This window comes from Providencia sp. R33 (assembly GCF_019343475.1).
GTDB lineage: Bacteria > Pseudomonadota > Gammaproteobacteria > Enterobacterales > Enterobacteriaceae > Providencia.
Genome location: NZ_CP072453.1, coordinates 2,918,290 through 2,944,470, shown reverse-complemented (window position 1 = coordinate 2,944,470; position 26,181 = coordinate 2,918,290). Strand labels below are relative to the sequence as shown.

The 26,181-nt window shown below is 43.2% G+C and carries 30 protein-coding genes; 15 read left to right on the top strand and 15 right to left on the bottom strand.

Annotated features, from left to right (window positions below; genetic code table 11):
* Positions 1-13 precede the first annotated feature (13 nt).
* The 8 genes from J6836_RS13835 (at position 14) to J6836_RS13800 (ending at position 9,697) form a co-directional block, all read left to right on the top strand.
* Positions 14-601 carry a Maf family protein gene (locus J6836_RS13835; protein ID WP_219244590.1) on the top strand — a complete coding sequence of 196 codons (588 nt, stop codon included), beginning with the start codon at positions 14-16 and terminating at the stop codon, positions 599-601.
* Entirely contained in the window at positions 598-2,067 is a 1,470-nt protein-coding gene (gene rng, locus J6836_RS13830) for a ribonuclease G (protein ID WP_219244589.1), read from the top strand. The genes J6836_RS13835 and rng overlap by 4 nt, the downstream gene beginning before the upstream one ends.
* Positions 2,068-2,089: 22 nt before the next feature.
* Positions 2,090-5,872: an AsmA2 domain-containing protein YhdP gene (yhdP, locus tag J6836_RS13825; RefSeq protein ID WP_219244588.1), complete on the top strand. Its 3,783-nt coding sequence runs from the start codon at positions 2,090-2,092 to the stop codon at positions 5,870-5,872.
* Complete coding sequence (gene nit1, locus J6836_RS13820; protein ID WP_219244587.1) at positions 5,872-6,726, top strand: deaminated glutathione amidase; 855 nt, start codon at positions 5,872-5,874, stop codon at positions 6,724-6,726. The genes yhdP and nit1 overlap by 1 nt, the downstream gene beginning before the upstream one ends.
* Positions 6,727-6,731: 5 nt before the next feature.
* Entirely contained in the window at positions 6,732-8,177 is a 1,446-nt protein-coding gene (gene tldD, locus J6836_RS13815) for a metalloprotease TldD (RefSeq protein WP_219244586.1), read from the top strand.
* A gap of 86 nt (positions 8,178-8,263) precedes the next feature.
* Positions 8,264-8,749 (top strand): ribonuclease domain-containing protein, encoded by a 486-nt coding sequence (locus J6836_RS13810; protein WP_219244585.1) that lies wholly within the window; start codon positions 8,264-8,266, stop codon positions 8,747-8,749.
* A gap of 13 nt (positions 8,750-8,762) precedes the next feature.
* The gene (locus tag J6836_RS13805) at positions 8,763-9,050 is read left to right on the top strand and encodes a barstar family protein (RefSeq protein ID WP_219244584.1); all 288 of its coding nucleotides are present in this window, start codon (positions 8,763-8,765) and stop codon (positions 9,048-9,050) included.
* A gap of 59 nt (positions 9,051-9,109) precedes the next feature.
* The gene (locus J6836_RS13800) at positions 9,110-9,697 is read left to right on the top strand and encodes an RBBP9/YdeN family alpha/beta hydrolase (protein WP_219244583.1); all 588 of its coding nucleotides are present in this window, start codon (positions 9,110-9,112) and stop codon (positions 9,695-9,697) included.
* A gap of 467 nt (positions 9,698-10,164) precedes the next feature.
* On the opposite strand, the gene J6836_RS22780 is transcribed toward J6836_RS13800, so the two are convergent.
* The 4 genes from J6836_RS22780 to yjgA all read right to left on the bottom strand — a co-directional run bounded on the left by J6836_RS22780 (position 10,165) and on the right by yjgA (position 12,562).
* Positions 10,165-11,067, bottom strand: a complete 903-nt coding sequence (locus tag J6836_RS22780; RefSeq protein ID WP_255586230.1) for a PAAR domain-containing protein — start codon at positions 11,065-11,067, stop codon at positions 10,165-10,167.
* A 237-nt stretch (positions 11,068-11,304) separates the two neighbouring features.
* On the bottom strand, positions 11,305-11,628 hold the full coding sequence (locus J6836_RS13785) for a low molecular weight protein tyrosine phosphatase family protein (RefSeq protein WP_219244582.1): 324 nt from the start codon (positions 11,626-11,628) through the stop codon (positions 11,305-11,307).
* Positions 11,625-11,858, bottom strand: a complete 234-nt coding sequence (locus tag J6836_RS23190; RefSeq protein WP_219244581.1) for a hypothetical protein — start codon at positions 11,856-11,858, stop codon at positions 11,625-11,627. The genes J6836_RS13785 and J6836_RS23190 overlap by 4 nt, the downstream gene beginning before the upstream one ends.
* 158 nt (positions 11,859-12,016) lie before the next feature.
* Positions 12,017-12,562 (bottom strand): ribosome biogenesis factor YjgA, encoded by a 546-nt coding sequence (gene yjgA, locus J6836_RS13775; RefSeq protein ID WP_219244580.1) that lies wholly within the window; start codon positions 12,560-12,562, stop codon positions 12,017-12,019.
* A gap of 179 nt (positions 12,563-12,741) precedes the next feature.
* On the opposite strand from yjgA, the gene pmbA reads away from it, so the two are divergent.
* Together pmbA and J6836_RS13765 are read left to right on the top strand one after the other, a co-directional pair.
* Positions 12,742-14,082 (top strand): metalloprotease PmbA, encoded by a 1,341-nt coding sequence (gene pmbA / locus J6836_RS13770; protein ID WP_219244579.1) that lies wholly within the window; start codon positions 12,742-12,744, stop codon positions 14,080-14,082.
* Between the two features lie 203 nt (positions 14,083-14,285).
* The gene (locus J6836_RS13765) at positions 14,286-14,750 is read left to right on the top strand and encodes a helix-turn-helix domain-containing protein (protein ID WP_219244578.1); all 465 of its coding nucleotides are present in this window, start codon (positions 14,286-14,288) and stop codon (positions 14,748-14,750) included.
* Positions 14,751-14,877: 127 nt separating this feature from the next.
* Here the strand turns inward: J6836_RS13765 and rnk are convergent, their stop codons facing one another.
* The 11 genes from rnk to kdsD all read right to left on the bottom strand — a co-directional run bounded on the left by rnk (position 14,878) and on the right by kdsD (position 22,549).
* Positions 14,878-15,288, bottom strand: coding sequence for a nucleoside diphosphate kinase regulator (rnk, locus tag J6836_RS13760; protein WP_219244577.1), 411 nt, complete (start codon positions 15,286-15,288; stop codon positions 14,878-14,880).
* 210 nt (positions 15,289-15,498) lie between these two features.
* Complete coding sequence (gene npr, locus J6836_RS13755) at positions 15,499-15,786, bottom strand: PTS phosphocarrier protein NPr (protein WP_219244576.1); 288 nt, start codon at positions 15,784-15,786, stop codon at positions 15,499-15,501.
* Between the two features lie 5 nt (positions 15,787-15,791).
* On the bottom strand, positions 15,792-16,643 hold the full coding sequence (gene rapZ, locus J6836_RS13750; RefSeq protein WP_206083546.1) for an RNase adapter RapZ: 852 nt from the start codon (positions 16,641-16,643) through the stop codon (positions 15,792-15,794).
* Between the two features lie 116 nt (positions 16,644-16,759).
* Complete coding sequence (gene ptsN, locus J6836_RS13745; protein ID WP_219244575.1) at positions 16,760-17,227, bottom strand: PTS IIA-like nitrogen regulatory protein PtsN; 468 nt, start codon at positions 17,225-17,227, stop codon at positions 16,760-16,762.
* Positions 17,228-17,321: 94 nt separating this feature from the next.
* Positions 17,322-17,609 carry a ribosome hibernation promoting factor gene (gene hpf / locus J6836_RS13740; RefSeq protein ID WP_219244574.1) on the bottom strand — a complete coding sequence of 96 codons (288 nt, stop codon included), beginning with the start codon at positions 17,607-17,609 and terminating at the stop codon, positions 17,322-17,324.
* Positions 17,610-17,631: 22 nt separating this feature from the next.
* Positions 17,632-19,074, bottom strand: a complete 1,443-nt coding sequence (rpoN, locus tag J6836_RS13735) for an RNA polymerase factor sigma-54 (protein ID WP_219244573.1) — start codon at positions 19,072-19,074, stop codon at positions 17,632-17,634.
* Between the two features lie 43 nt (positions 19,075-19,117).
* Positions 19,118-19,843: an LPS export ABC transporter ATP-binding protein gene (lptB, locus tag J6836_RS13730; protein ID WP_219244572.1), complete on the bottom strand. Its 726-nt coding sequence runs from the start codon at positions 19,841-19,843 to the stop codon at positions 19,118-19,120.
* A 5-nt stretch (positions 19,844-19,848) separates the two neighbouring features.
* Positions 19,849-20,412 (bottom strand): lipopolysaccharide ABC transporter substrate-binding protein LptA, encoded by a 564-nt coding sequence (lptA, locus tag J6836_RS13725; protein ID WP_219244571.1) that lies wholly within the window; start codon positions 20,410-20,412, stop codon positions 19,849-19,851.
* The gene (gene lptC / locus J6836_RS13720; RefSeq protein ID WP_219244570.1) at positions 20,396-20,989 is read right to left on the bottom strand and encodes an LPS export ABC transporter periplasmic protein LptC; all 594 of its coding nucleotides are present in this window, start codon (positions 20,987-20,989) and stop codon (positions 20,396-20,398) included. The genes lptA and lptC overlap by 17 nt, the downstream gene beginning before the upstream one ends.
* Positions 20,990-21,005: 16 nt before the next feature.
* Entirely contained in the window at positions 21,006-21,566 is a 561-nt protein-coding gene (gene kdsC, locus J6836_RS13715; protein ID WP_219244569.1) for a 3-deoxy-manno-octulosonate-8-phosphatase KdsC, read from the bottom strand.
* Between the two features lie 14 nt (positions 21,567-21,580).
* Positions 21,581-22,549, bottom strand: a complete 969-nt coding sequence (kdsD, locus tag J6836_RS13710) for an arabinose-5-phosphate isomerase KdsD (protein ID WP_219244568.1) — start codon at positions 22,547-22,549, stop codon at positions 21,581-21,583.
* Positions 22,550-23,030: 481 nt separating this feature from the next.
* Here kdsD and mlaF point away from each other — a divergent pair, with 481 nt between their 5' ends.
* Genes mlaF through mlaB form a run of 5 tightly spaced genes read left to right on the top strand, consistent with a single transcriptional unit; the run spans position 23,031 to position 26,082 of the window.
* On the top strand, positions 23,031-23,834 hold the full coding sequence (gene mlaF / locus J6836_RS13705; protein WP_219244567.1) for a phospholipid ABC transporter ATP-binding protein MlaF: 804 nt from the start codon (positions 23,031-23,033) through the stop codon (positions 23,832-23,834).
* A 6-nt stretch (positions 23,835-23,840) separates the two neighbouring features.
* Positions 23,841-24,623: a lipid asymmetry maintenance ABC transporter permease subunit MlaE gene (gene mlaE / locus J6836_RS13700; RefSeq protein WP_047756206.1), complete on the top strand. Its 783-nt coding sequence runs from the start codon at positions 23,841-23,843 to the stop codon at positions 24,621-24,623.
* A gap of 3 nt (positions 24,624-24,626) precedes the next feature.
* Entirely contained in the window at positions 24,627-25,124 is a 498-nt protein-coding gene (gene mlaD, locus J6836_RS13695) for an outer membrane lipid asymmetry maintenance protein MlaD (protein ID WP_219244566.1), read from the top strand.
* Positions 25,125-25,160: 36 nt separating this feature from the next.
* Entirely contained in the window at positions 25,161-25,790 is a 630-nt protein-coding gene (gene mlaC, locus J6836_RS13690; RefSeq protein ID WP_219244565.1) for a phospholipid-binding protein MlaC, read from the top strand.
* 1 nt (position 25,791) lies between these two features.
* Positions 25,792-26,082, top strand: a complete 291-nt coding sequence (gene mlaB / locus J6836_RS13685) for a lipid asymmetry maintenance protein MlaB (RefSeq protein WP_219244564.1) — start codon at positions 25,792-25,794, stop codon at positions 26,080-26,082.
* Positions 26,083-26,181: the final 99 nt, after the last annotated feature.

Below are 26,181 nucleotides of genomic sequence, written 5' to 3'. Positions count from 1 at the left end.
GGAAATATGTTTTATGAATTTAATCTATCTGGCATCAGGCTCACCTCGTCGACGCGAATTGGTGCAATATCTTGACTATTCTTTTGAAATTTTACGCCCAGAGGTAGAGGAACAGTGGCAACCGGGTGAGACACCTGAAGGTTATGTGCAGCGTCTTGCGCGTGATAAATCCTTAGCCGGTGTTGCCATAGCGCCAGAAGATAAGCCTGTCTTAGGGGCCGATACAATTGTCGTTCTGGAAGGGCGGATCCTTGAAAAACCACGTGATAATCAACATGCCCAAGAGATGCTCAGTGCGCTATCGGGTAAAACTCACCAAGTGATGACCGCGATTGCAATTTCCGACCGCCAGCAGACATTACATGAGCTGATTGTGACAGATGTGACATTCAGCGGGTTATCTTTACTTGAAATACAGGATTATATACAGTCAGGTGAACCTATGGATAAAGCAGGTGCCTATGCAATTCAAGGCCTTGGTGGGCGTTTTATTCGTAAAATTAATGGTAGTTACCACGGCGTAGTGGGTTTACCTTTGGTCGAAACAAATGAATTAATTCAACGGTTTTTAGCGTTAGGTGATGGTAAGGGGAAGTCATGACAGCGGAACTATTAGTGAACATTACACCATCTGAAACGCGCGTAGCTTATATTGATGGTGGGATCTTACAAGAAATACATGTTGAGCGAGAAGCAAAAAGAGGACTCGTAGGGAATATTTACAAAGGCCGCGTGAGCCGCGTTCTACCCGGAATGCAGGCGGCCTTTGTTGATATTGGTCTGGATAAAGCCGCCTTTTTGCATGCTTCAGATATCATGCCGCACACCGAATGCATTGCGGGTGATGAGCAAAAAAATTTCCACGTCAGGGACATTGCTGAGCTGGTTAAACAGGGCCAAGACCTGATTGTGCAAGTGGTGAAAGACCCTCTGGGTACCAAAGGCGCACGGCTGACGACGGATATCACACTGCCTTCGCGTTATTTAGTTTTCATGCCAGGGGCTTCCCATGTGGGAGTTTCTCAACGTATTGAAAGCGAAGAAGAAAGAGAACGCTTAAAACAGTGTGTTGCCCAATATTGTGATGAAAACGGCGGCTTTATTATTCGTACCGCAGCAGAAGGTGTGGGTGAAGATGAAGTTAAGCAAGACGCCGCTTTCTTAAAGCGCCTTTGGGCGAAAGTCATTGAACGGAAAAAACGTAATGTGACTCGCACTAAGATTTACGGTGAATTAGCACTCGCTTTTCGCATTATCCGTGACTTTGCAGGCGCTCATCTCGACAGAATTCGCGTTGACTCCCGTTTGACCTATACTCAATTACAAGAATTTATCGAAGAGTATGTGCCGGAAATGACGGCAAAACTGGAGTTATACCAAGGCAATCAGCCAATTTTCGATTTATTTGATGTTGAAAATGAAATTCAACGGGCGATGGATAGAAAAGTTGAATTGAAATCAGGTGGTTACCTGATTATTGATCAAACTGAAGCCATGACTACCATCGACATCAATACGGGGGCGTTTGTTGGCCACCGTAATCTAGAAGAAACCATTTTCAATACCAATATTGAAGCGACTCAAGCGATTGCGCGCCAGCTACGTTTGCGTAATTTAGGCGGGATCATCATCATCGACTTTATTGATATGACCGATGCTGAGCATCGCCGACGTGTGTTAGCCTCTTTGGAACAAGCACTTAGCAAAGATAAAGTCAAAACGACGATAAACGGTTTTTCACAACTTGGTTTGGTGGAAATGACCCGTAAGCGGACAAGAGAAAGCTTAGAACATGTATTGTGTGATGACTGCCCAACTTGTCAAGGTCGAGGTACGGTGAAATCAGTGGAAACGGTTTGTTATGAAATTTTACGTGAAATCGTGAGAGTTCACCGCACAATCGACGCTGATCGCTTCTTAGTCTATGCCTCACAAGCTGTAGTCGATGTGCTTAAAGGGGATGAATCTCATGCACTGGCGGAAGTTGAAATTTTCGTTGGGAAGCAAGTGAAAGTCCAGACTGAGCCGTTATACAGCCAAGAACGCTTTGATGTTGTGATGATGTAGCTGTTGCTTAAAGGAGAGGTGAGTGAAACGACTTCCACGTGTAGCACTGGTGACTACTGCGGTTATTTTATTGCTGTGCGCGCTGGTGCTGACAGGGCTGCGTTTTCTTCTACCGAATATTGATAGCTATCGCCCTGAACTCATTGCTTATATTGAAAAAAATGCTGATGTTTCGGTTCAGATAGGTGAGATGGAAGGGGCATGGCGCTATTTTGGCCCCGTTCTCACGTTATCCGATGTCACGTTGCAAAGTGACTCAACGGATGTAAATGCTAAGCAAATTCATCTTGAACTGGATATCTGGAAGTCACTGTTTTCCCTACGGTGGCGCTTTCGCGACCTGACTTTCTACCAACTGAATGTTGATTACAAAGTCCCTTTCTCGTTTGAAGGCTCTGCTGAAGGTGAGTCATTAGATGGCGTTGAAGACTTATTTTTACGCCAATTCGATCATTTTACCTTAAAAGACAGCCAACTGACTTTCCTAACACCCTCCGAGCAAAAAACTACGTTAATTCTGCCAGAGCTTTCTTGGCTAAATGAAAATGAACGTCACCGCGCGCAAGGCTTTGTTAGCCTTGAAACTATCAATAAACAGCATGGTTACCTGCAAGTTAAACTGGATGTGTCAGATAAAAATGGTGCGCTGAGTGATGGTATTTTTTACCTTCAAGCGGACAATATTGATATGCAGCCTTGGTTAAGCCGCTGGCTGCGTGATAATACCTCATTGCGTGATGCTAACTTTAGTTTGTCCTCATGGATCAGTTTAAAAGACAATCGTATTGAAAGTGGGTTGATTCAACTGCGCCAAGGGGAAGCGAACTGGGGAGAGGGTGAACTAACTCAAAACCTGCAAGTTAATGATTTACTGCTACGCATGAAAAGGCAGGGAAATGGCTGGCTATTTAATATTCCTGAACTTGATACATTAAAAACCAATGAATTTATTTGGCCACAAGGTAGCGCATCGGTTTTATATCTGCCCGCATCGAAAAAATACCAAGATAACGACCATTGGCGCGTGCGAGCAAAAAATATCGAGCTTGAGCGCTTAAGTGAAGTCTTGCCGACATTTTCATTTCTTACGCCAGATATGGTGCAAGATTGGCAGCATCGCAAGCCCACTGGTGTGGTGAGTGAATTTGCCCTAGATGCGACACAAAATAAACCTGAATCTCTTCAAGTTAGCTTAGATTGGCAAGATGTCAGTTGGAAAAAATGGAAGGAGCTTCCTTCTGTGGATCATTTCTCTGGTGTATTAATTGGGGGAATGCAAAGTGGCGGTATCTCTTTCAACCTGCAAGACAGCGAAGTCGATTACCGTGATGAATTTAAAGCACCTTTTAATATTTCTAGTGCTAAAGGGCAGCTGTATTGGGTTGATAACGATAGCGAATTTAAACTTTGGAGCTCTGCATTAGATGTGCAAGCCACATCGCTATGGGCGAACGGTGAATTCCGTTATGCGAAGGCTAAAAAAGGTAACTATGCCGATTTAGCCATTTTATCGGGCATTCGGCTGGATGATGCAGGGGATGCATGGCGCTATTTCCCGCAAAAATTAATGGGGCAAGATGTTGCGGACTACCTGACAAAAGCGATTATTGCAGGGAAAGTTGACAATGCCACATTGGTATACAAAGGCGATCCAGCCAATTTTCCATATGACCGCAATGATGGTCAATTCCAAGTATATGTGCCGCTGCGTGATGCCACTTTCGAATATGACAGCGAATGGCCAGCGTTACTCAATTTAGACATGGATTTAGATTTTAGGCGTGCAGGCCTGTACATGCATGCACCAATGGTCAAACTGGCAGACGCCACCGCAACCAACCTTGATGCGATTATCCGTGATTACACCGAGGAGATGCTGTATATCGATGCGGATATTAGCGGCACAGGAAAGCAAATTCAGCAATATTTTATGCACACACCGATGAAGCATTCCATAGGTAACACCTTGGAAGAGCTACAAATTGGCGGCACTGTAAATGGGCAGCTCAGTTTGTCTATCCCATTGAGTGCGGGGAAAGATGTTGTCGCAAAAGGGAAAGTTAATCTCAATAAAAATGATTTATTGATTCAGCCAATTGATAGCACTATTTCGTCATTAACAGGCAGCTTTAGCTTTAATAATGGTGACTTGGTAGGTGATAAGTTACAGGGGCAGTGGTTTGGGCAACCTATTTCGGTTGATTTTACGACACAGGCTGGCTCAAAAGATTATCAGGTTGATGTGAATATTGCAGGGAACTGGGCGCTGAATAAACTGGCGATGATCCCTGATGAAATTAAACAGAAAGTATCAGGTACCAGTGATTGGAAAAGTCACGTTACGATCAATTTACCTGATTCAGCAAAAGAAAAAGTCGGTTTACAAATTGATGTCACCGCAGGTCTTAAACAGCTAAAAAGCCAGTTACCTGTCCTAAATAGCCAATTACTGGCGGAACTGGGGCAAATTAATGTTCAAGCGAAAGGCGATACTGAGCAACTGACCATTGGTGGCGATATTGGTAAACGTCTTGGTTTTAATACCCAGTGGAACTTAAGCGATAAGCCATTAAGGCTAGTCAAAGCGCATATTGCTCAGTGGCAAAACAAAGCACCTGAATTACCAAAAAATTCGGTGGTTGTTGTTGATTTACCACCAGTAAAAGAGATGGATTTGGACAGACTTGCTGGGTTATTGGTTTCGTCAAATAGCCGTCAAGGTGGGGTGAATATTCGTCTTCCTGAGGCCCTTGAAGTTAAACTGGCCTCCATTTACCTTGGTGGGCAGTATTGGAAAGATTTAAATTTTTCGTATGATTTACAACGTGATGAGCAAGTGGTTAGCGTGGATAGCGAAAACCTAAAAGGTTCGCTACAAATTTATGCCAAACAGCCTTGGAAAGTGGCAGTTGATTACTTGTATTACAACCCAAGTTCGATAGCTGAAAGCACAACAGGCTCTGAGCGCGTCGACTTTAGTCAATGGCCGCAATTAAATATAACCTGCAAAGAGTGCTGGATTGCAGGGCAAAAACTGGGTGAAATTAGCGCTAATATCATTCCGAAAGGCGACTCACTGCAACTGACGGACGGTACGCTAAACAATAGTGCTATGCAGCTAAAACTGGACGCTATCTGGCACAGTGGTAACGGTAATAAAACCGAAGTGGCGGGTTCCTTAACGGGGGAAGCCTTCGATGAAAGCGCGGCTTATTTCGGTATATTAGTGCCCATTATTGAGTCCCCGTATACGATAGAATTTAATTTAGACTGGGCTAATCTACCGTGGTCACCAGACATTGCTTCATTAAACGGCAAGCTATCGGCGAAATTGGGTAAAGGGGCAATCGCGAAAATGGGCGGTGGGCGTGCAGGGCAGATCCTGCGCTTAGTTAGTTTCGATGCCTTGTTGCGTAAGCTACAGTTCGATTTTCGCGATACATTTAACAACGATTTCGATTTTGACTCGATTAAAGGTGATGCGACTTTGCATAACGGTGTGATGACATCTAAAAACACAGTTGTAGACGGTCTGGTCGCGGATATTGCTTTAAATGGTGAGGTTGACCTTGTTAAACGTCAAATTAACTTAGAAGCGGTCATTACACCTGAAATTTCTGCTACAGTAGGAGTAGCAACCGCGTTTGTAGTCAACCCATTTGCTGGTGCTGCGGTATTCGCGGCAACAAAAGTGCTCGGTCCATTATGGAGTAAAGTTTCTGTTATTCGTTATCGCGTGACAGGTAGCTTGGACGAGCCAAAAATTGATGAAGTATTACGTCAACTAAAGGAGACTCAAGAGTAATGAAAAATGGTAACGTTGCACTTTTGCAGTTATGTAGCGGAAATAATACTAAGCACAATTTGGCGCAAATAGAGCAGCAAATCAAACAGTTGCCAGAGACTGTTCAGTTAGTTTTGACACCTGAAAATGCATTGCTCTTTGCGGATGCGGCGACTTACCGCAAACAAGCTGAAGTACAAGGGAAAGGCCCGTTGCAAGGCGCTATCAGCGCTATGGCTAAACAGTATAATGTGTGGATCCTCGTTGGGTCGATGCCGATGATCAGCCGTGAAGATCCTGAGCGCATTACAAGCAGTAGCTTATTATTTGATTCCGAAGGCAATATCAAAGCTCGCTACGATAAAATTCATATGTTTGATGTGAATATCGAAGACGAACAAGGGAATTACAACGAATCGGTGATTTACCAACGTGGTGAACATATCACGGTAGTCGATACCCCTGTTGGCCGCTTAGGGATGACGATTTGCTATGATTTGCGTTTTCCTGGCTTATTCCAAGCTCTGAGAGAACAAGGTGCAGAAATTATCTCTGTTCCTGCGGCATTTACCCGCTATACCGGTCAGGCGCACTGGGAGCCATTACTGCGCGCTCGTGCGATTGAAAACCAATGCTATATTTTGGCGCCTGCTCAAGTGGGTGTGCATGGAACCCGCCGCACGTGGGGTCATAGCCTTGCCGTTGATGGTTGGGGGAAAGTGATGAAAAAGAACGTGGATGCAGTGGCATCAACAGTATTGAATATCAAAACAGACAGTTTGAGTGTCATGCGTGAGCAAATTCGAGTGGTGAAACATAACCGCTTCAGACCGCAACTGACCTCTCTGATTAAAAAAGACGCAACCAAAGAGTAACGAATATGAGTTTAGCTTCTGTCAGCGAACATTTGCTGGCCGCCAACCGCCTTGGGCATGAAAATCTGTATGACATTTTAGGGTTATTATCTGAGCGCCATCTGGATTATGCGGATCTATTTTTTCAATCAAGTTTCCATGAATCTTGGGTGCTTGAAGATAGAATAATCAAAGATGGCTCTTACAATATTGACCAAGGTGTTGGTGTAAGAGCGGTAAGTGGTGAAAAAACAGGCTTTGCTTATGCAGACCAAATTTCACTGCAAGCGCTGGTGCAAAGCGCGACCGCAGCACGAAGCATTGTAAACGAACAAGGCTCTGGTAAATCACGTGTCTTAAGCAATGTTGAGTACAAAAAATTGTATTCTGTGGCAGACCCGTTACAGAGCCTATCTCGCGAGCAAAAAATTGATTTATTGCACCGTGTCGACCAAGTCGCACGCGCCGAAGACCCACGTGTTATCGAAGTGAACGCGAGTTTAACGGGGGTTTACGAGCAAGTGCTGGTTGCTGCAACCGACGGCACATTAGCGGCAGATATTCGCCCATTAGTGCGCCTTTCCGTGAGTGTATTAGTTGAACATGACGGTAAACGTGAACGCGGTGCCAGTGGCGGCGGCGGTCGCTATGGCTATGAATATTTCTTAGAAATTCACCAAGGTCAAATCGTGGCTGAACAGTATGCTCGTGAAGCTGTACGTATGGCGCTGGTGAATTTATCTGCCATTGCTGCCCCTGCTGGTATGATGCCTGTAGTATTAGGCGCAGGCTGGCCAGGCGTGTTGTTGCACGAAGCGGTTGGCCATGGCCTTGAAGGTGATTTCAACCGCCGTGGTACATCTGTATTCTCTGGGCAAATGGGTGAGCAAGTCGCTTCACCACTGTGTACCGTGGTGGATGATGGCACGATAGCAGGCCGTCGCGGTTCCCTCGCAATTGATGACGAAGGGGTACCAGGGCAATATAACGTCCTAATAGAAAATGGTATTTTGCGTAATTATATTCAAGATAAACTGAATGCGCGCCTGATGGGAGTTTCCCCGACAGGTAATGCACGTCGTGAATCTTATGCGCACCTGCCAATGCCGCGTATGACGAACACTTACATGCTTGCAGGCTCTTCAACACCAGAAGAAATCATTGCTAGCGTCGATAAAGGCATTTACGCACCAAACTTTGGTGGCGGTCAGGTTGATATCACCTCAGGTAAATTTGTATTTTCAACCTCTGAAGCCTACTTGATTGAAAATGGAAAAATTACATCGCCAGTGAAAGGAGCAACACTGATTGGCTCTGGTGTTGAGGCGATGCAGCAAATTTCCATGGTGGGTAATGACCTTGCATTAGACAAAGGTGTAGGAGTGTGTGGTAAAGAAGGCCAAAGCGTGCCTGTAGGCGTTGGTCAGCCAACGTTGAAATTGGATAAAATGACGGTAGGCGGTACCGCGTAATTTTGCGATCTTCCACGCAATAGCGAGTTAAACGGCAGCCTCTGCTTCAGTATAGGTTGCCGTTATTGTCATAATGAAGGTACTAAATGAATAAAAAAGTCATATCACTAGTATTGATGGCTATTTTGATTGTGCTGAGTCTGTATTTTCGCGGTGGTGATATTCAAGATAAACCACCAACAGACAAATCTGTGGCTTCTGAACAAACCATCACTCAAGAAAATGCCCAGTCAAAAACCATTGACCAACTGACTGAGCAACAGAATGTCGTTAGTTATATGCAGAAATACCAAAAACTTCCGGCATTTTACATAACGAAAAAAGAGGCGAGACAAGCAGGTTGGGATGCCAAAAAAGGCAACCTTTGCGATGTATTACCAAAGCGGGCAATTGGAGGGGATCGTTTTTCGAATCGTGAAAAATCATTGCCTATCGCAGATAATCGTCAATGGTTTGAAGCGGATATCAACTACCGGTGTGGGCACCGTGGGGCCGATCGTTTGCTATACTCTTCAGATGGGATGATTTTTGTAACCAACGACCATTATAAGAGCTTTAAACAAGTCAATTAAAGGAAACGTAGCGATGAGCAAACAGGTGAGCTTTGATTTTCGCCAGATAAACACACTGAATGATTTTTATCAGCAATTTGCTCAGCAATTTTCGCTTCCAGATTGGTTTGGTCATAATCTCGATGCTTTGTGGGACATGGTTTCCGCAGGCATTGAGCTTCCAGTAACCATTATTTTTAGCCACATGAGTGCAGAACAACGCATCGAATTTGCCGATGTCATTGATGTGATGAATGATGCACAAGACATGTGGGAAGAAGAATTTGTTTTTGCGTTAGATATAACAAAAAGCTCTAACTGATCACCCTATCACTCATGGTACAGTCTAAGGAAGACAACTGAGTTGATAGGAATTCTAGGATGAGCCACTCCACTTCGGCATTACAGCCACTAAAAAATCAAAAATTCGTTATTATCCATGGCTATACAGCTTCTCCCGAAAAAAACTGGTTTCCGTGGCTAAAAAGCCAGCTTGAAGCCCTTGGTGCGCAAGTGGACGTGCCAGAAATGCCAGATGCTTTATCCCCAGATCCAGAAAAATGGCAGCAGCGCTTGCAACAGCTTCCTTTTGATATTGATGAAGAGTCCGTTCTGATTGGTCATAGTCTTGGCTGCGTTACCGCATTGCGTTTTTTACAAAATAAGCAGCAAGCTGTTAAGGGGTATATTTTAGTGTCTGGTTTTGATGAAGAGCAACAGACGCTACCTGAGCTGCGTAGTCATACCTTAAGTCCACTCGACCATACTGCATTAATTGACATCGCCGATAAGCGTATTTCAATCATATCCACCAATGATGAGATTGTCTCACCATCGTCATCAAAAGCGCTGGCAGAAGCATTAAATACGCAGGTTATTTTAGAAGAGAACGCAGGGCATTTTCTCGACAGAGAAGGCTATACGGCGTTTCCTACCTTGCTTGAGGCAATTAAACAGCAGTTTGGTTAAGGATGTGAGGGCAGGTATGTAGTGCCTGTCCGAAAATGGTTTTTTATTCGCTTTTGATCTGAATAACGCATAAGTAAGATATATAGGAGAATACAGGGATAAGCCAGATCCCATAAATAACGTATTGGGTAATAAAAATAGCTCCCGCTTGTCCTGTAAGAGTGGGCAATTTGCTATACAGCTCAATGCTTGGCAGATAATTGGTAATAAACCATAAAATTGTAGATATAATATACGGGAAGATAACGAAAAATAGAAATTTACTGATGTATCTCTTTTTTATCAATAGAAACAACATCAAAAAAATTTCTATAATTAATAGGCTAAATAATAGCTTAATATGAAAATCTACTTCGGGGTATTTTCCTAGACTTGGTAGTGGTAGAAAAGAGCCATATATGAAGGATAGAGATAGGGCTATTACGCTAAAAGAAAAGCATATAAAGCTGATTATGTCTTTTTGATGTTTAGTAAGCGCCATTCAATTTCCACCATTCACGTCCTGAAAAATAAATATCCATGAGTTCATCTTTAAATGTACTTGGGCGTCTGATATAAGCTACTGATGGTAGTCTAGTGAATATCCCTCCGCTGCGTTTTAGCACATCGGATACGTTTGTTGCGCAGAATAACGGTGCTCCACCACCTTTTTCATCAATAAGTTGTATTAGTTTATCAGCTTGCGTTTTAGGTATTATAAAGTGCATGACTGACACGTTTATGCCATCTTCTAAGTGGTAAGCTAAATAGTCTTCCCACTCCCACATAGGATAAGGAAATACGTCGTTTGATCCTCGGTGTGTAGGGGCCCCATCTTCACAACGACGATTAAAACATCCCGTATATGAACCACCAGGATCATATAGCATTGATCTTTCATTATCACCAATAATCAACCCAACATGACCTTCTTTGTCAGTAGCGATCATAATGTAAATATTAATAGGGTTTTTAATTAGTGATTCTTCGAAAGGTTTTGTTGTTGTAATGACAGGAACACTCAAATTATTAACAGCGTGAGTAGATCGAGCGCGTGTAATGTTGGAGGTTAATAAGGATTTTGGGGAACTAAACGATTTTGAGGGGGGTATTTCTTGTTTATGATAACAATCCGAAAGCGAGTTGATAAATTGCGCTTTACAGGGGCATGAACTAAAGCTGTCTAAGGTTCCTGCCATCATTCGTCCATTACCCCTAATATTACTAATTCCCCCAAGTATTTTATAGGTTCCAGCGTATTTTCCGCATGTCACGAGATCCCCTTCTCTTGCTGCTGAAGATCCATGAAATAAAAATGTATTGTCACCAGTCAGAATTTTTCCGCCACATGTTGTTTTATCTCCGGCACGAAGGAAATAACCAATACTCATATATGCATCCTATATTATTCATATATATCAATGTGTTATGGTTTTATTATTGTAAGTTGGTATGAGTTTTTAGTCTAGGGAATTATTTTTTATGATGCTTAAAGGTATCTAAATGAAGAATTTTGATTGGGGAAATTTGAATATACCTAGGGTGTTTTTATTATTTCGTGATCTAAATAAGGAGGGCATTATTAGGAATAAGGAAAATACAGCGGTCATTGATGACTTGAATTTTTCTCAAAGAGAAAGATAACCAGGAACACTATCTTCCAATAGGGCGATCAGTTCAGGATCCATATACTGATAATCATCAGGAATGTCCAAAACATGAAGGGGTTTGTGCTCAAGTAGGCGCGAAAAATCAGCTTTAAGGCGGTTTTTGTGTTTTTGTTCCATCACAAAAATGATATCCGCCCAACGGATTAAATCGGCATTGATAGGGCGTTTCGCGTGGCGGCTTGTTCCCGCTGAACGGGTGACCCAGCTTGCATGATTGCGCCAGATCTGTTCAGCGGTTGGGCTACGCCATTGATTTTTACTGCAAATGAATAAAATATTCACTGATCGTTTTGTATCTCATCAAGGCTATTACGCACCAGCTTGGCACTGCTTACTTGCGGGTAGGCCATGCCAAGTTGGGCTGCGCGGATCATTTTTTCACTGCGCCCATACATTTGCTTCCAGTTTTTTTCTGGTGCATAGCAGTCGATGAGGCGAGCGTTGAGTTGATCACGTGATTTATTGGTACGAGCTTGGGCTCTGCGCCATGCTCTATTTCGAGTATTATCCATATCTTCCTCATAATTTATCGGGGTTCAGCAGCCGCGATAATACGGGTCAGAGTATGACTAATAGGCGAATAGTACGCCGCTTTACGCGGGCTATCAATGGAAGGGATGCTTTTTAGGATTTTCCCCTAGCGCCCCAAAATAGGCGTAGGGGAAAACGATTAGGCGATTTCAGACTGGTCTTTCAAATATTGGAATATTTGACGATACGCTTTTGGCGGCTTGTTGCCTTCACGTTCTTTTTTCGCATTACGCACAAGGGCGCGCAGTTGTTGCCTGTCTGTTGTTGGGAACAACGTAACCACTTCTTCAATCACATCATCACCCCCTTCCAGTAAACGGGTGCGTAAATCTTCTAATTTATGCAAAATGACGATTTGCTGATTATGGCGGTTTTTCAGTTTATCAAGGGCTTCGGTAATCGGTTCCACTTCACGTGAACGCAATAATTTACCGATAAGCTGTAATTGTCGACGGCGACCTTCACGTTTGATTTTCTGAGCGAGCTCAATGGCCTCAAGTAGTTGAGTGTCCAGTGGAATACGTTCAAGCTCGCTTTTACTTAAATCAACGAGTTCAGCCCCCAGTTTTTTGAGGATCTCAGCATCGCGTTTAATTTCGCTTTTGCTGACCCAAATGATCTCCTCGTCTTCTTCGTCTTGCGGCGCTGGGATGTCATCCAGCCAGTCATCAGGCTGTTTGGCCATATCGATTTTCCTTTTTCCAAACACAGTAGTGAAATTACGCGTAATTAATATGATTTACTGCGTTGTGAGTGTTAACATTTGACTATTATCTATTGTAACTGGGAAAACCCCTTTATGACTACCTAGCATTTGCATGTTAGGGCAGAAAAACATTTTCCCCATATTATTGGATTGAATGCATGAGTGTAACCGAACAAGTCACAGAACAACGTAAAAAACTCGAAGATGCAGTTGCGCACGCATTAGAATTTGCCAAATCACGTTGTGATGCCGCGGAAGTAGCGGTGAATAAAAGCACGGGGATCAGCGTTAGCACCCGTCAAGGTGAAGTTGAAAATGTGGAATTTAACAGTGATGGCGCGTTAGGTATCACTGTTTACCATCAACAGCGTAAAGGTAGCGCATCTTCAACAGATTTAAGCCCAGAAGCCATAGAGCGTACCGTTCAGGCTGCTATCGATATTGCGAATTACACCTCTGAAGACCCCTGTGCTGGCCCTGCGGAAAAATCATTGCTGGCGTTTGAAGCGCCTGATCTTAAATTATTCCAAGCGACAGCGCTGTCCCCTGAAGAAGCGATTCGCTTAGCATCTATTGCTGAAATGTCAGCGTTAAATGCGGACTCGCGTATTGTGAATACCGAGGGCGGTAGCTTTAATGGTCACTACGGCGTGCGTGTGTTTGGTAACTCCCATGGCATGCTACAAAGCTATTGCTCAAGCCGCTATTCTATGTCGAGCTGTGTGATTGCAGAACACAATGGCGATATGGAGCGTGACTACGCCTATACCATTGGCCGCAGTGTGGATGCATTGAAATCCCCCGAGTGGGTTGGTCAAGAATGTGCACGCCGTACGCTAGCGCGTTTATCCCCAAGAAAACTGCCAACTATGAAAGCCCCTGTGATTTTTTCCTCAGAGGTGGCGACAGGGCTGTTTGGTCACCTTGTAGGGGCGATCAGCGGCAGCAGTATTTACCGTAAATCGTCATTTTTATTAGACAGCCTAGGCAAACAAATTTTACCAAGCTGGTTAACCATTAATGAGCAGCCGCATTTAATCGGCGGTTTAGCCTCTTCTCCTTTCGATAGCGAAGGTGTACGCACAACTGAGCGTAATATCGTGGAAGATGGCGTTCTGCAAACGTGGCTAATGACCAGCTATTCTGCTCGCAAACTGGGCTTACAGAGCACAGGTCACGCGGGGGGAATTCATAACTGGCGTATCGCTGGGCAAGGGCTTTCTTTTGATGCATTGCTCAAGCAAATGGGAACAGGCTTAGTGGTTACTGAGTTAATGGGCCAAGGTGTAAGCGGTATTACGGGGGATTACTCTCGTGGCGCATCAGGCTTTTGGGTTGAAAATGGCGAAATCCAATACCCTGTTAGCGAAATTACCATTGCAGGTAATCTAAAAGACATGTGGGCCAATATGGTCACTATTGCTGATGATATCGAAACCCGCAGTAATATTCAGTGCGGCTCTGTGTTGATCCCTGAAATGAGTATTGCGGGGGAGTAACGCTTTTTCTGTCAAACGAACAACTTTAAGCGCCTAATATATTTTATTAGGCGTTTTTACTTGATGATAATATTATCTAATCTATTGATTTATAAACTGTCATGTTATTGTCGTTTCTCTGTCGCTAAGGCGTCGTGGTCAAAATTCTATTGAGTTGACAGTATAGCCATACACGAAGATTGCTAGGTCTAAGGTAGGTTATTATGGAAAACAAAGTCAAACAGCTCAGATTGGCAAGAGCTTGGTCGCAAGAACAGCTTGCTCAATTGTCATCGCTAAGTACAAGAACGATTCAACGCATTGAAAATAATGAAGTGCCAAGTTTAGAAACACTGAGTGCACTCGCATCCGTTTTTAATGTGAGTGTATCAGAGCTAACCTCTGAGCCTTTACTCGAAAGTTATGAGTTGGACAGCCGCATAGACGAGGCAAAAAAGCGGGTCAATGATGAAGCAAAATTACTGAAGAACATCATCATTGCGATTATTGTGTGCGCCGTATTGTATACTGTTAACTCTTTTTATACTCCGCAGCGCGATTGGCCAATTTGGGTGATGTCTATTTGGGGTGGGTTATTAGCAATAAAGGCGATTAGACTCTTTTTATTGGATAAATTTTTTCGCCAGTGGCAACACAAAAGGTTACTGCGTATAACGAAAAAACCTTAGTATCATCCATCAAGATAACTAGGTACAAAAAAGGCACTCAATGAGTGCCTGAATATGCCAGAAGACTTGCCTGAGTTTCTCAAGAAAACTTTTTTCGCTAAGCCATCCTTAATTCAGCAAGTCGAAATTAACGGTGAAATTCGCCAGCCGCTTCTGGCTGATAGACGATTTCAAGAACACGAACACGTGTTTGTACACCGTTTGGTAGTTCCCAACTAATTTCGTCACCAGTGTGCATGCCTAACAGCGCTGCACCGATAGGCGCCATAACAGATAACTGTTCCGCGCTGTCTTTTAGCGAAGCAGGGTAAACGAGTGTACGTGTGCGCTCTTCGTTGCTAATGAGGTCTAAAAAGCGGACGGTACTGTTCATTGTGACCACATCAGCAGGGATTTCTTGTGGGCTAAGAATGTCTGCACGGTCAAGTTCATCATTGAGCGCTTCGGCAACGGGGGTACCTGCGTAAGCCGGCTGTTCCATCAGTGCATCTAAGCGTTCAGCATCTAAATCATTGATAATAATTGTTGGCTTTGTCATACCACACTCCAATAGAGACGTACAAAGCAAACACCCCCCACCCAGAAGGTAGGGGGTGTCGCTATAAATAAAATTTGATTAAAATATTAGGCGCTATGCGCTTTAAAGGGAAGAGATCAGGATCACGATCTCCAAGCCTGCCTTTGTAAAAATACGCATATTGATATTTTTATTGTTAGGCTGAAGTGGGCTTACCCTTTATTAAACTCATCAGGTATTAAACTCGTCGAGTTCATCAAACCCACTCTCGAACAGGTTAACAATGGCGGCTAATGCCTGATTTTCATCTGTGCCACTAACCTCAATATCAATTTTACTACCTTGTTCCGAGTCTAACATCAACATTGCAATAACGCTATCCGCCTCGGCCTCAATTTGGCTATTATTACGCAAAATAACCTTAGAGTTAAATTGTTGAACTAAATCATAAAGTAACATAGCTGGTCTGGCATGCATTCCAAGGCGGTTTTTCAGTGTTATGGTGGCTTTTACCGTCATTTCAGCTACTTGCGCTTTTCAAGCGTCCGGTGGCGCGATTGCACGTTTTTACCACGGGAACGGAAATAGTCAGCAAGTTGTTCGGCAACATAGACAGAACGGTGTTTACCCCCAGTACAGCCAATCGCAACGGTTAAGTAGCTGCGGTTGTTGGTTTCTAACATCGGCAGCCATAACTCTAAATAGCTACGGGTTTGGTAGATAAAGTTATGAACTTCAGTGTGCCTATCCAAGAATGCAGCGACAGGGCGATCAAGGCCTGTCATTGGGCGCAGTTTCGGGTCCCAGTGTGGGTTTGGTAAAAAGCGCACATCAAAAACATAGTCTGCATCAATAGGAATACCGTGTTTGAAGCCGAAGGATTCAAACACCATGGTCAGTTCACGTTCGCGCTTACCCATTAAACGTGTTCTAAGCATTTCTGCTAATTCATGTACAGACATCTCAGAGGTATCGATGACTAAGTCTGCCCGTGAGCGTAGCGGCTCAAGGAGCTCATTTTCTTCATCAATTGCACTTTCAAGAGAAAGATTCTTGCTTGAAAGTGGGTGTAACCTACGAGTATCACTGTAACGGCGGATCAGAGTGTTGCGATCGGCATCCAGAAATAAAAGTTGTGGAGAGAAGCTTGCAGGTAATTTATCAATCGCTTCTTCAAACACTTCTGGATTGTCGGGCATATTACGCACGTCAATGCTCACTGCCGCTGAGATGTTACGATCAGCCAGTGAATTAGCTAACTCTGGCAGTAATACAACTGGCAGGTTATCCACGCAATAGAAACCCATATCTTCCAGCGCACGTAAGGCAACGGATTTCCCCGAACCGGAACGGCCGCTGACAATCATCAGCACCATGAGCTTACTCCCTTTCGTTTCCTAATGATGTATGTCTTAATAAACTGTGTTGTTATCTCTAATGATAGAAACCATAACAATATCATTAGGCTATAGCAAGACACATAAATTATCACTTACTCTGTAATAATACTATATAGCTCATCATCGCTTTGCGCGCAGCGCAGACGCTTACAGAATGTTTTATCGGCCAGTTTTTTGGCGATAAGCGACAACGTATGTAAGTGCGTTTTGCATTGATCTGATGGTACGAGTAATGCAAAAAGTAGGTCAACAGGCTGGTTATCAATCGCATCAAAGGCAATTGGCTCTTCTAAATGCAAAAACACGCCAACAGCGCGAGAACTTTCGCTTTCATCGAGCTTGCCATGGGGGATTGCAATTCCGCCGCCAATACCAGTGGTTCCCACTTTTTCTCTGGTTAATAACGCTTCAAATACCGTATTTTCAGGTAATTCCAATTCAACGGCAGCCAGCTCACTAATAATTTCTAGGGCTCTTTTTTTACTGGTGCACACAATATTATTACGTGTACAGGCTGATGATAAAACGTCGTTTAATTGGATTTCTATATCACTATTCATTTTATTGTTCACTTAGGACTACAAAACCAGATGGTGTATGCCACCATCTGGTTTGAAACATTCATTGGCTTAACGAGTAAGCCGCATCAATGTATTAATGTTGTCTCAGTTTTTCTTTATGTTTGGTTAATTGGCGTGACAGTTTGTCTACCAGTAAATCGATAGCGGCATACATGTCATTTTCTTCCGCTGATGCATGGAGCTCCGCCCCATTAACTTGCACGGTTGCTTCAGCAATTTGCTGAACTTTTTCAACTTTCAGGACGACTTGGATACTGTTAATACGGTCGAACAGTTGCCCTAATTTACTGAGCTTTTTCTCAACAGTTTCACGCAGTGCTGGAGTAACTTCAATATTGTGTCCAGTAATCTGAAATTCCATACAACCTTCCTTATTTTATCAATTAAACCAGTTGTTTACGCTGGTTTGAGGGCGGAATAGATAACGATTCACGATACTTAGCAACAGTACGACGAGCCACTTGAATACCTTGTTCTTCCAGCATACTCGTCAATTTACTGTCACTCAATGGTTTTGCGGGGTTTTCCGCAGCAACCAGTTTTTTCACCAGGGCCCGAATTGCGGTAGAGGAGGCTTCGCCACCTGTATCCGTACTAACATGGCTGGAGAAAAAATACTTCAACTCAAAAATGCCTCGTGGGCTGTGGAGAAACTTTTGAGTTGTCACTCGAGAGATGGTGGATTCATGCATGTCCACTTGATAGGCAATATCTGCCAGTATCATGGGTTTCATGTGTTCCTCTCCCAGCTCAAAGAATTCTTGTTGCTGTTCAACAATACAGGTCGCCACTTTTAATAGAGTTTCATGGCGGCTTTCTAAGCTTTTAATCAACCATTTTGCATCTTGCAGATGGCTGCGAATGTATTGTGTGTCATCATCGCTAGCTGAACTATTTGCCATAGAAGCATAATGATTGTTAATACTTAGTTTAGGAATGCTATCTGTATTTAGTTCAACTTGCCAGTGTCCTGCTATTTTTTTCACTAAAACATCAGGAATAACATATTCCGATTCGCCAGTATTGATAGACTGTCCTGGCTTTGGATTCAACGTTAAAATCAAATCGATAGCTGTTTTTAGCGCATCTTCCTTTAACCGCGTTAGCTTACTAAGTTGTCTAAAATCACGGTTAGCCAGTAAATCAATATGATTACTAATGATTAGCCTTGCTTCTTGTAACCCACCCGTTTCTTTTGGGTAGAGAGAAAGCTGGATTAACAAACATTCTTTTAAATCTTGTGCAGCAACACCAAGCGGGTCAAAGTGTTGAATACGCTTTAGCACTGCAATGACTTCTTCTAGGGTAATTTCAGGGTTATCAATCCCTTCATGTATATCAGAGATTGATGTGGTGAGATAGCCGGAATCATCTATAGAATCAATAATTGCGGTGGCAATCGCACGGTCTGTATCTGTAAACGGGGTGAGATCTGATTGCCACGTTAGATAATCTTGCAGAGTTTGCGTGGTTTCACCTTGGTAAACAGGCAATTCATCGAAGCTGTAATCATTGCTGGTGCCTGATGGTGTGCCTGCAGTATAGATTTCATCCCAATCGGCATCGAGAGGGAGTTCATCAGGCATATCATTGTTTTCTAAAGCGTCTTTAGTATCGATTTCGCTGCCATCAGTGGTGTTGAGAGAATCAATAGAGTCAGTTTCAGAACCTAACTCTTCCTGTTCAAGAAGCGGGTTGGTTTCCAATGCGAGTTGGATTTCTTGTTGAAGCTCAAGCGTAGAAAGTTGCAATAGACGGATCGCCTGCTGCAATTGAGGGGTCATCGCAAGTTGTTGACTGACTCTGAGCTGCAAACTTTGCTTCATGAAACTGTTTTCTTCTCCCTAACAACGAAATACGACATACGATTTATAAACGGAAACCTTCACCTAGGTATACGCGTTTCACTTGCTCATTTTCCAAGATCATCGTTGGTGTGCCATGAGCGATAAGGTGGCCTTGGCTCACAATATAAGCTCTTTCACACACATCTAACGTTTCACGGACATTATGGTCGGTAATCAAAACACCGAGGCCGTAGTCACGTAAATGTTGGATAATTTTTTTAATGTCCAAGACAGAAATTGGGTCAACCCCAGCAAAGGGTTCATCCAATAAGATGAATTTTGGGTTAGCGGCAAGGGCTCTTGCTATCTCAACACGGCGGCGTTCACCACCTGAAAGGGATTGCCCCATGCTGTCGCGAAGATGTGTGATGCTAAACTCTTCCATTAACTCTTCAGCACGCTCTTTACGTTGTTGAGACGTTAAATCTTCGCGGATTTCTAATACCGCCATCAGGTTATCATAAACGCTAAGGCGACGGAAAATAGAGGCTTCTTGAGGTAGGTAGCCAATACCTCGACGTGCACGTTCATGCAGTGGCAGTAAGCTGATATCTTCACCATCAATTAGAATTTTGCCCGCATCCCGCTGAACAATACCCACAACCATATAAAAGGTGGTGGTTTTACCGGCACCATTTGGCCCTAACAGGCCAACAATTTCGCCTGATTTAACTTCAAGGCTGACATCTTCAACAACCTTGCGTTTTTTATAGGATTTAGCCAGATTCTCTGCGGTTAGTGTCGCCATAACGATTATTTACTCTTACCCGTAGTTGCTGATGAATTGTTTGCTGCTGGGCCTTTTTCTTGCAATTGCGCAGGTAAAATCACGGTAGTCACGCGCTTGCCTTTATCACTAAAGGCTTCCATTTGCTGTGTTGGCACAACATAGGTGATTTTATCGCCTTTGATGTTGCTGTCTAGCTGCTCTAAATACGCACCACCCGTTAAAGTGACGAGCTGTTTATCCACTTCATAGCGCGCTTTGTTTGCATGGCCTTTGATTGGTTTGCCGTCATCTTGTAATTGGTAAAACGTCACAGGGTTACCGAAAGCTTCGATTACAATTTTATCCGAGTCGCTGCTTGGACGTGTTACAACCACTTTGTTAGCACGAATATCAATAGAGCCTTGTTTAATCACAACGTCATCGGTAAATGTGGTGACGTTCTTTTCTAAATCAAGAGATTGTTTGACCGAGTTAATCGTCATCGGCTGCTGGGTGTCACTTTTTAATGCCATCGCTGGGAGGCTAAGAGCCAAAATTGCACTGGCAACCGCTCCTTGAATAAAACGCTTCTTAGTTACTTGATTCATTTTGATGCTCTTCCGGTTGTAACACATAATGAGTTTTCACATCCTCGATTAATTCTGCGGTTCTAGTACGAAGATTTCCCTTCATTTTCAAACCAGTAGAATTAAGACCGTGCCCAATAATGGTCACTTTATCGTCGGATGAAACGTCTTGTGTTGTCAAATTGACAACTGCACTTTCAGTTGTAATTCGTTGTATCTGCGACTCTTTTGTTAAGCTATCGACTTGGACATCACTGTACAGGTAAAGTACCCTGTCGTTTGTTAACCTTGCTTTGAAGGCTGTGACTGTCCATGTAGGCACGCCAGCTTCGTTATAAGTAGTTAAAACGGGTTTCGAAAACCACGTGATTTTCCCTTCGGTATAATTATCAATTTTATCCGAAACGAGTTTATACGCTAGATTTCCTGTTGGGTTATAGACGTAAGTCACTGAATCATCAGTTTGATAATTAGGTTGCCCATCATTGATTACTTTCTCCTGTGAGTCAGATGCGTCATTGCCTGCTAAATTCCAGCCAATAAGCCCTAACGCAACCAAGGACAAAATAATGATTAACCACTTCTTCGCATTGCTCATGAATTCAATCTATTCGTTATATCGATAAGCCTTTCGCTTCTTCCAATTTACCTTGGGAAAGAAGGATCAGGTCACAAAGTTCACGTACTGCGCCCTTACCACCACCGATACGCGTCACGTAATTTGCTTTCGGTAATAGTAGCGGATGCGCATCCGCAACAGCGACAGATAACCCAACTCGCGCCATAACAGGCCAGTCGATGAGGTCGTCGCCAATATAAGCCACTTCGTCTTCTGCTAGTTGTAGTGTATCTAACAGTTCACGATACGCCAAAAGCTTATCGCTTTGGCCTTGGTAAAGATATGTAATGCCTAAAGTTTGTGCTCTATCTTCGAGGAGCTTGGCTTTTCTGCCAGTAATAATGGCGACTTCAATATCGGACGTTAATAGGCAACGAATACCATATCCATCACGCACATTAAAGGCTTTGAGCTCTTCACCATTATTCCCCATATACACCAAACCATCGGACATCACGCCATCGACATCGCAAATGAGCAGCTTAATTTTAGCGGCTTTTTCGATGACGGAAGTGGCAACGGGGCCGTAGCAGGTGTTCAAGTTTTGAGAACTCATGGTATTTCCTTATATTATACAACACCTGCTTGGAGCAGGTCGTGCATGTGCAAAACACCCACTAATTTATTGTCTTGCGCAACTAACAATGAGGTTACGTGTTTTGATTGCATTAAATTGAGTGCTTCAACGGCTAACATACTTGGGGAGACTCGAATGCCACCAGGGGTCATGAGATCCGCAATTTTCGCGTTATTCAGATCAATCCCCATATCAAAGATACGGCGCAAATCACCATCCGTGAAGATACCCTCAATATTCATCTCGTCATCACAGACCACTGTCATACCCAGTTTTTTACGGGTAATTTCGACTAAAGCTTCACGCAAAGACGCACTTTTAGGAATATGGGGGATATCCTCACCCGTATTCATTAAATCACGAACTAAGAGTAAAAGTTTGCGCCCAAGTGCGCCGCCTGGGTGAGAAAGTGCGAAATCATCTGCGGTAAACCCACGGGCAGTCAACAATGCGATAGCTAAGGCATCGCCCATCACTAGGGTTGCAGTCGTACTAGTTGTTGGTGCGAGCCCTAATGGACAGGCTTCTTGTGGCACCTTAATGCATAAATGTACATCTGCATATTTTCCCATATTACTATCAGGGTTGTTAGTCATGCAGATTAAGGGAACCTTAATGCGTTTTAAAACAGGTAGTAACGCTAAAATTTCACCAGACTCCCCTGAGTTGGAAATGGCGAGTACTACATCTTTACTCGTTATCATCCCTAAATCACCATGGCTAGCTTCGCCTGGGTGAACGAAAAAGGAGGGGGTACCAGTACTGGCTAATGTTGCTGCAATTTTACGGCCGATGTGCCCAGATTTTCCCATTCCCATCACGACAACTTTACCTTCACAGCCAAAAATCAATTGGCAAGCGCGGTTAAAGTCAGCATTAATATATTGTTCTAGGTTTTTTAAGCCTTCGTGTTCGATATGGAGAACTTCTTTACCTACTTTCTGAAAATCGAAGTTTGACATTTCTCGTTCCATGCGTAGCTTTTAAGTGAATCGGATAAGCAAAAATGAATTGTATAACGAATACTTGGTATCAGTAAGTATTTTGTCTGTTAAGCTATCTTTAATGATAGTTTTGCACCTAATTGTTATTTTACTGTGATCCAAAGTACAATTGGAGAGGTAAAATCTGCTTTCTTTAGCATCTTGAACCAAAAATAGGCGGGTAAATTCGCGTATCCTCACCATTAATTAAACGCCATATTCTAAGAGCTATCTGCTGTTATTGCAGGCAATTTTTACTGACTATAAATTAATTTAATCAGTTTTGGTTGGTGTTGTTTATACAAAAACATAGTTGTAACACTAAAAGTCACATTTTCAGCGCTATAATACTATAAATTCTATTTCGTTGTGATATTAGACGATTTTCAGTTTATCTTTCGGTAATATCTGAGCGGGTAAACATGATATTCAGGCATGATGTATAACGAGTTATTTAACAATGCAAGCACAGACAGACAACTTAATCGAAGTACGGAACATGTCCTTTACTCGAGGCAATCGGAAAATATTTGAAAATATTAACCTGACAGTTCCTCGTGGTAAAATTACGGCAATAATGGGGCCATCTGGGATTGGTAAAACCACATTGCTGCGCTTGATTGGTGGGCAATTACGCCCAAGTGAAGGTGAAATTTGGTTTGATGGCGACAATATCCCGTCATTATCACGTTCAAAATTATATCAAGCACGTAAAAAAATGAGCATGTTGTTCCAATCAGGGGCGTTGTTCACTGATATGGATGTATTTAATAACGTAGCGTTTCCACTGCGTGAACATACAAATTTACCTGAGTCTTTAATTCGCACGACCGTGATGATGAAATTAGAGGCGGTCGGGTTACGTGGGGCGGCTACATTGATGCCATCTGAGCTTTCTGGCGGAATGGCACGCCGTGCGGCATTAGCACGCGCCATCGCCCTTGACCCGGATTTGATCATGTTTGATGAGCCTTTTGTAGGGCAAGATCCGATTACGATGGGAGTTTTGGTTAAACTCATTGATGAATTAAATCAAGCGCTTGGCGTAACCTGTGTGGTGGTTTCTCATGATGTGCCAGAGGTTTTGAGCATTGCAGATAATGCATATATTGTTGCCCAGCAGCATGTTATTGCTCAGGGAACGGGTGAAGCGCTGCGTGATAACCAAGACCCTCGTGTGCGCCAATTTCTTGATGGTATCGCTGATGGTCCCGTGCCGTTCCGTTTTCCTGCCAATGATTATCTGGCCGATTTATTAGGGTAAAATAAGATGATAATAAAGGCGATAGCAGCCTTCGGACGTCGATGGATTGATATTTTTTCTGCTTTTGGGCGAGCAGGCTACATGCTGTTTCGCGCCTTATTGGGTAAACCTGAATTTGGCAAACAGTGGCCGCTTCTAATGAAGCAACTGTATGCGGTAGGCGTTCAGTCTTTATTGATTGTGGCAGTATCGGGCTTATTTATTGGCATGGTGTTGGGGCTACAAGGTTACCTTGTCCTCACCACATTCAGTGCAGAAGCGAGCCTAGGCATGATGGTGGCCCTTTCTCTATTAAGGGAGCTAGGCCCTGTTGTGACGGCCTTGTTATTTGCAGGGCGTGCAGGTTCGGCATTGACAGCTGAAATTGGTTTAATGAAAGCAACCGAACAAATTTCGAGTTTAGAAATGATGGCTGTTGACCCATTAAGACGGGTTATTGCACCACGCTTCTGGGCTGGTTTTATTAGTATGCCGTTGTTATCACTGATTTTTGTGGCTGTCGGTATTTTAGGCGGTGCATTGGTTGGTGTGGATTGGAAGGGGATTGATGAAGGCTTTTTCTGGGCATCAATGCAATCTTCAATCGACTGGCGATTAGATCTGGTTAACTGTGTTATCAAAAGCTTAGTATTTGCGTTCACCGTAACATGGATCGCACTGTTTAATGGCTATGATGCAATTCCAACCTCGGAAGGGATCAGCCAAGCAACAACGAGAACCGTTGTTCATGCGTCATTGTCTGTTTTAGGACTGGATTTCGTACTTACCGCACTGATGTTTGGGAACTAAGTCATGCAAAGTAAAAAAAGTGAAATATGGGTTGGCTGTTTTATGTTATTGGCGATCGCCGCCATTATCTTTTTATGTTTAAAAGTCGCCGATTTGAAATCGATTGGTAGCCAATCCACCTATCAAATTTCAGCGTCATTTGAAAATATTGGTGGCTTGAAAGAAGGTTCTCCAATCAAAGTTGGTGGTGTGGTTGTTGGCCGTGTTGCCAGTATCACTCTCGATAAAAAGAACTATGTACCTGAAGTAAAAATCGATTTACTAAGTGAATACGACAATATTCCAGATTCAAGTTCTTTATCCATTCGTACATCAGGTTTACTTGGCGAACAGTATATTGCCATGAATATTGGTCCTGATGATGAAGAGTTAGGGACTACTATCTTGAAAAATGGTGGACGCCTTGAAGACACTAAGCCAGCGATGGTGTTAGAAGATTTAATCGGGCAGTTCTTGTATAAGAGTGGCGATAGCCAAGGTGCTGAGCCTGCATCTAAATAATCCGCAGCTCCCTCAAAATAGTTAAAGGAATGAATTATGTTTAAACGTTTAATGATGGTTGCCATGTTGGCTATTGCGCCATTTGCGATGGCGGTAGACCAAACGAATCCGTATAAATTAATGGATGAGGCGGCAGCAAAAACTTTTAATCGGTTGAAATCTGAACAGCCGAAAATTAAACAAGATCCTGAATATCTCAGAACGATTGTTCGTGAAGAATTACTGCCTTATGTGCAAATTAAATATGCAGGTGCGCTGGTTTTAGGTACTTACTATAAAGGTGCAACGCCTGCACAGCGTGATGCTTACTTCGCGGCATTCGAAGACTACCTTGAGCAGGTTTATGGCCAAGCACTGGCAATGTACCATGGTCAAACTTACCAAATTGCGCCAGAACAACCTGTTGGCGATAAAAATATCGTTGCTATTCGTGTCACAATCACCGACACCAATGGCCGTCCACCGGTACGCTTAGATTTCCAGTGGCGTAAAAACAGCAAAACAGGTTATTGGCAAGCCTATGATATGATCGCTGAAGGCGTCAGTATGATCACTACCAAGCAAAATGAGTGGGGTGATATTTTACGTAAACAAGGCATTGATGGCTTAACAAAACAGTTAGAAATCAGTGCAAAAGCGCCAATTACGTTAGAAGAGAAAAACTAATATGAGCCACGCATTGGCATGGGAAAAAACGCAATCAACACTGCATTTGACGGGCTCATTAGACCGTGACTCATTGATGTCGTTTTGGGATAAAAAATCCCCATTGCTGGAACATATTGAAAAAATAGATGTTTCAGGCTTAACCCATGTGGATTCAACGGGGCTGGCAATGTTAGTTCGCTTAAAAGGCGAGTTTCAAGCTAAAAAACAGCCCCTGAATATTATTGGTGCTAGTGATAACTTGAATACACTTATTGAGTTATATGGGGTGAAAGCCATCATTCTGGATTAAGGCGATGAGTCCTAAATTCGGTCAAGTTATGTAAAAATAAGCGCCTCTACGTGCATTTGTGCGTTAGAGGCGTTTTCTTTGGTTTAAGTGTTAGGCTTA

What these genes read in the sequence shown, in the direction of transcription:
- J6836_RS13835 (WP_219244590.1), top strand. Translation starts at nt 14, where the DNA reads ATGAATTTAATCTATCTGGCATCAGGCTCACCTCGTCGACGCGAATTG.
- rng (WP_219244589.1), top strand. Translation starts at nt 598, where the DNA reads ATGACAGCGGAACTATTAGTGAACATTACACCATCTGAAACGCGCGTA.
- nit1 (WP_219244587.1), top strand. Translation starts at nt 5,872, where the DNA reads ATGAAAAATGGTAACGTTGCACTTTTGCAGTTATGTAGCGGAAATAAT.
- tldD (WP_219244586.1), top strand. Translation starts at nt 6,732, where the DNA reads ATGAGTTTAGCTTCTGTCAGCGAACATTTGCTGGCCGCCAACCGCCTT.
- J6836_RS13810 (WP_219244585.1), top strand. Translation starts at nt 8,264, where the DNA reads ATGAATAAAAAAGTCATATCACTAGTATTGATGGCTATTTTGATTGTG.
- J6836_RS13805 (WP_219244584.1), top strand. Translation starts at nt 8,763, where the DNA reads ATGAGCAAACAGGTGAGCTTTGATTTTCGCCAGATAAACACACTGAAT.
- J6836_RS13800 (WP_219244583.1), top strand. Translation starts at nt 9,110, where the DNA reads ATGAGCCACTCCACTTCGGCATTACAGCCACTAAAAAATCAAAAATTC.
- J6836_RS22780 (WP_255586230.1), bottom strand. Translation starts at nt 11,067, where the DNA reads ATGAGTATTGGTTATTTCCTTCGTGCCGGAGATAAAACAACATGTGGC.
- J6836_RS23190 (WP_219244581.1), bottom strand. Translation starts at nt 11,858, where the DNA reads ATGGATAATACTCGAAATAGAGCATGGCGCAGAGCCCAAGCTCGTACC.
- yjgA (WP_219244580.1), bottom strand. Translation starts at nt 12,562, where the DNA reads ATGGCCAAACAGCCTGATGACTGGCTGGATGACATCCCAGCGCCGCAA.
- pmbA (WP_219244579.1), top strand. Translation starts at nt 12,742, where the DNA reads ATGAGTGTAACCGAACAAGTCACAGAACAACGTAAAAAACTCGAAGAT.
- J6836_RS13765 (WP_219244578.1), top strand. Translation starts at nt 14,286, where the DNA reads ATGGAAAACAAAGTCAAACAGCTCAGATTGGCAAGAGCTTGGTCGCAA.
- rnk (WP_219244577.1), bottom strand. Translation starts at nt 15,288, where the DNA reads ATGACAAAGCCAACAATTATTATCAATGATTTAGATGCTGAACGCTTA.
- npr (WP_219244576.1), bottom strand. Translation starts at nt 15,786, where the DNA reads ATGACGGTAAAAGCCACCATAACACTGAAAAACCGCCTTGGAATGCAT.
- rapZ (WP_206083546.1), bottom strand. Translation starts at nt 16,643, where the DNA reads ATGGTGCTGATGATTGTCAGCGGCCGTTCCGGTTCGGGGAAATCCGTT.
- ptsN (WP_219244575.1), bottom strand. Translation starts at nt 17,227, where the DNA reads ATGAATAGTGATATAGAAATCCAATTAAACGACGTTTTATCATCAGCC.
- hpf (WP_219244574.1), bottom strand. Translation starts at nt 17,609, where the DNA reads ATGGAATTTCAGATTACTGGACACAATATTGAAGTTACTCCAGCACTG.
- rpoN (WP_219244573.1), bottom strand. Translation starts at nt 19,074, where the DNA reads ATGAAGCAAAGTTTGCAGCTCAGAGTCAGTCAACAACTTGCGATGACC.
- lptB (WP_219244572.1), bottom strand. Translation starts at nt 19,843, where the DNA reads ATGGCGACACTAACCGCAGAGAATCTGGCTAAATCCTATAAAAAACGC.
- lptA (WP_219244571.1), bottom strand. Translation starts at nt 20,412, where the DNA reads ATGAATCAAGTAACTAAGAAGCGTTTTATTCAAGGAGCGGTTGCCAGT.
- lptC (WP_219244570.1), bottom strand. Translation starts at nt 20,989, where the DNA reads ATGAGCAATGCGAAGAAGTGGTTAATCATTATTTTGTCCTTGGTTGCG.
- kdsC (WP_219244569.1), bottom strand. Translation starts at nt 21,566, where the DNA reads ATGAGTTCTCAAAACTTGAACACCTGCTACGGCCCCGTTGCCACTTCC.
- kdsD (WP_219244568.1), bottom strand. Translation starts at nt 22,549, where the DNA reads ATGTCAAACTTCGATTTTCAGAAAGTAGGTAAAGAAGTTCTCCATATC.
- mlaF (WP_219244567.1), top strand. Translation starts at nt 23,031, where the DNA reads ATGCAAGCACAGACAGACAACTTAATCGAAGTACGGAACATGTCCTTT.
- mlaE (WP_047756206.1), top strand. Translation starts at nt 23,841, where the DNA reads ATGATAATAAAGGCGATAGCAGCCTTCGGACGTCGATGGATTGATATT.
- mlaD (WP_219244566.1), top strand. Translation starts at nt 24,627, where the DNA reads ATGCAAAGTAAAAAAAGTGAAATATGGGTTGGCTGTTTTATGTTATTG.
- mlaC (WP_219244565.1), top strand. Translation starts at nt 25,161, where the DNA reads ATGTTTAAACGTTTAATGATGGTTGCCATGTTGGCTATTGCGCCATTT.
- mlaB (WP_219244564.1), top strand. Translation starts at nt 25,792, where the DNA reads ATGAGCCACGCATTGGCATGGGAAAAAACGCAATCAACACTGCATTTG.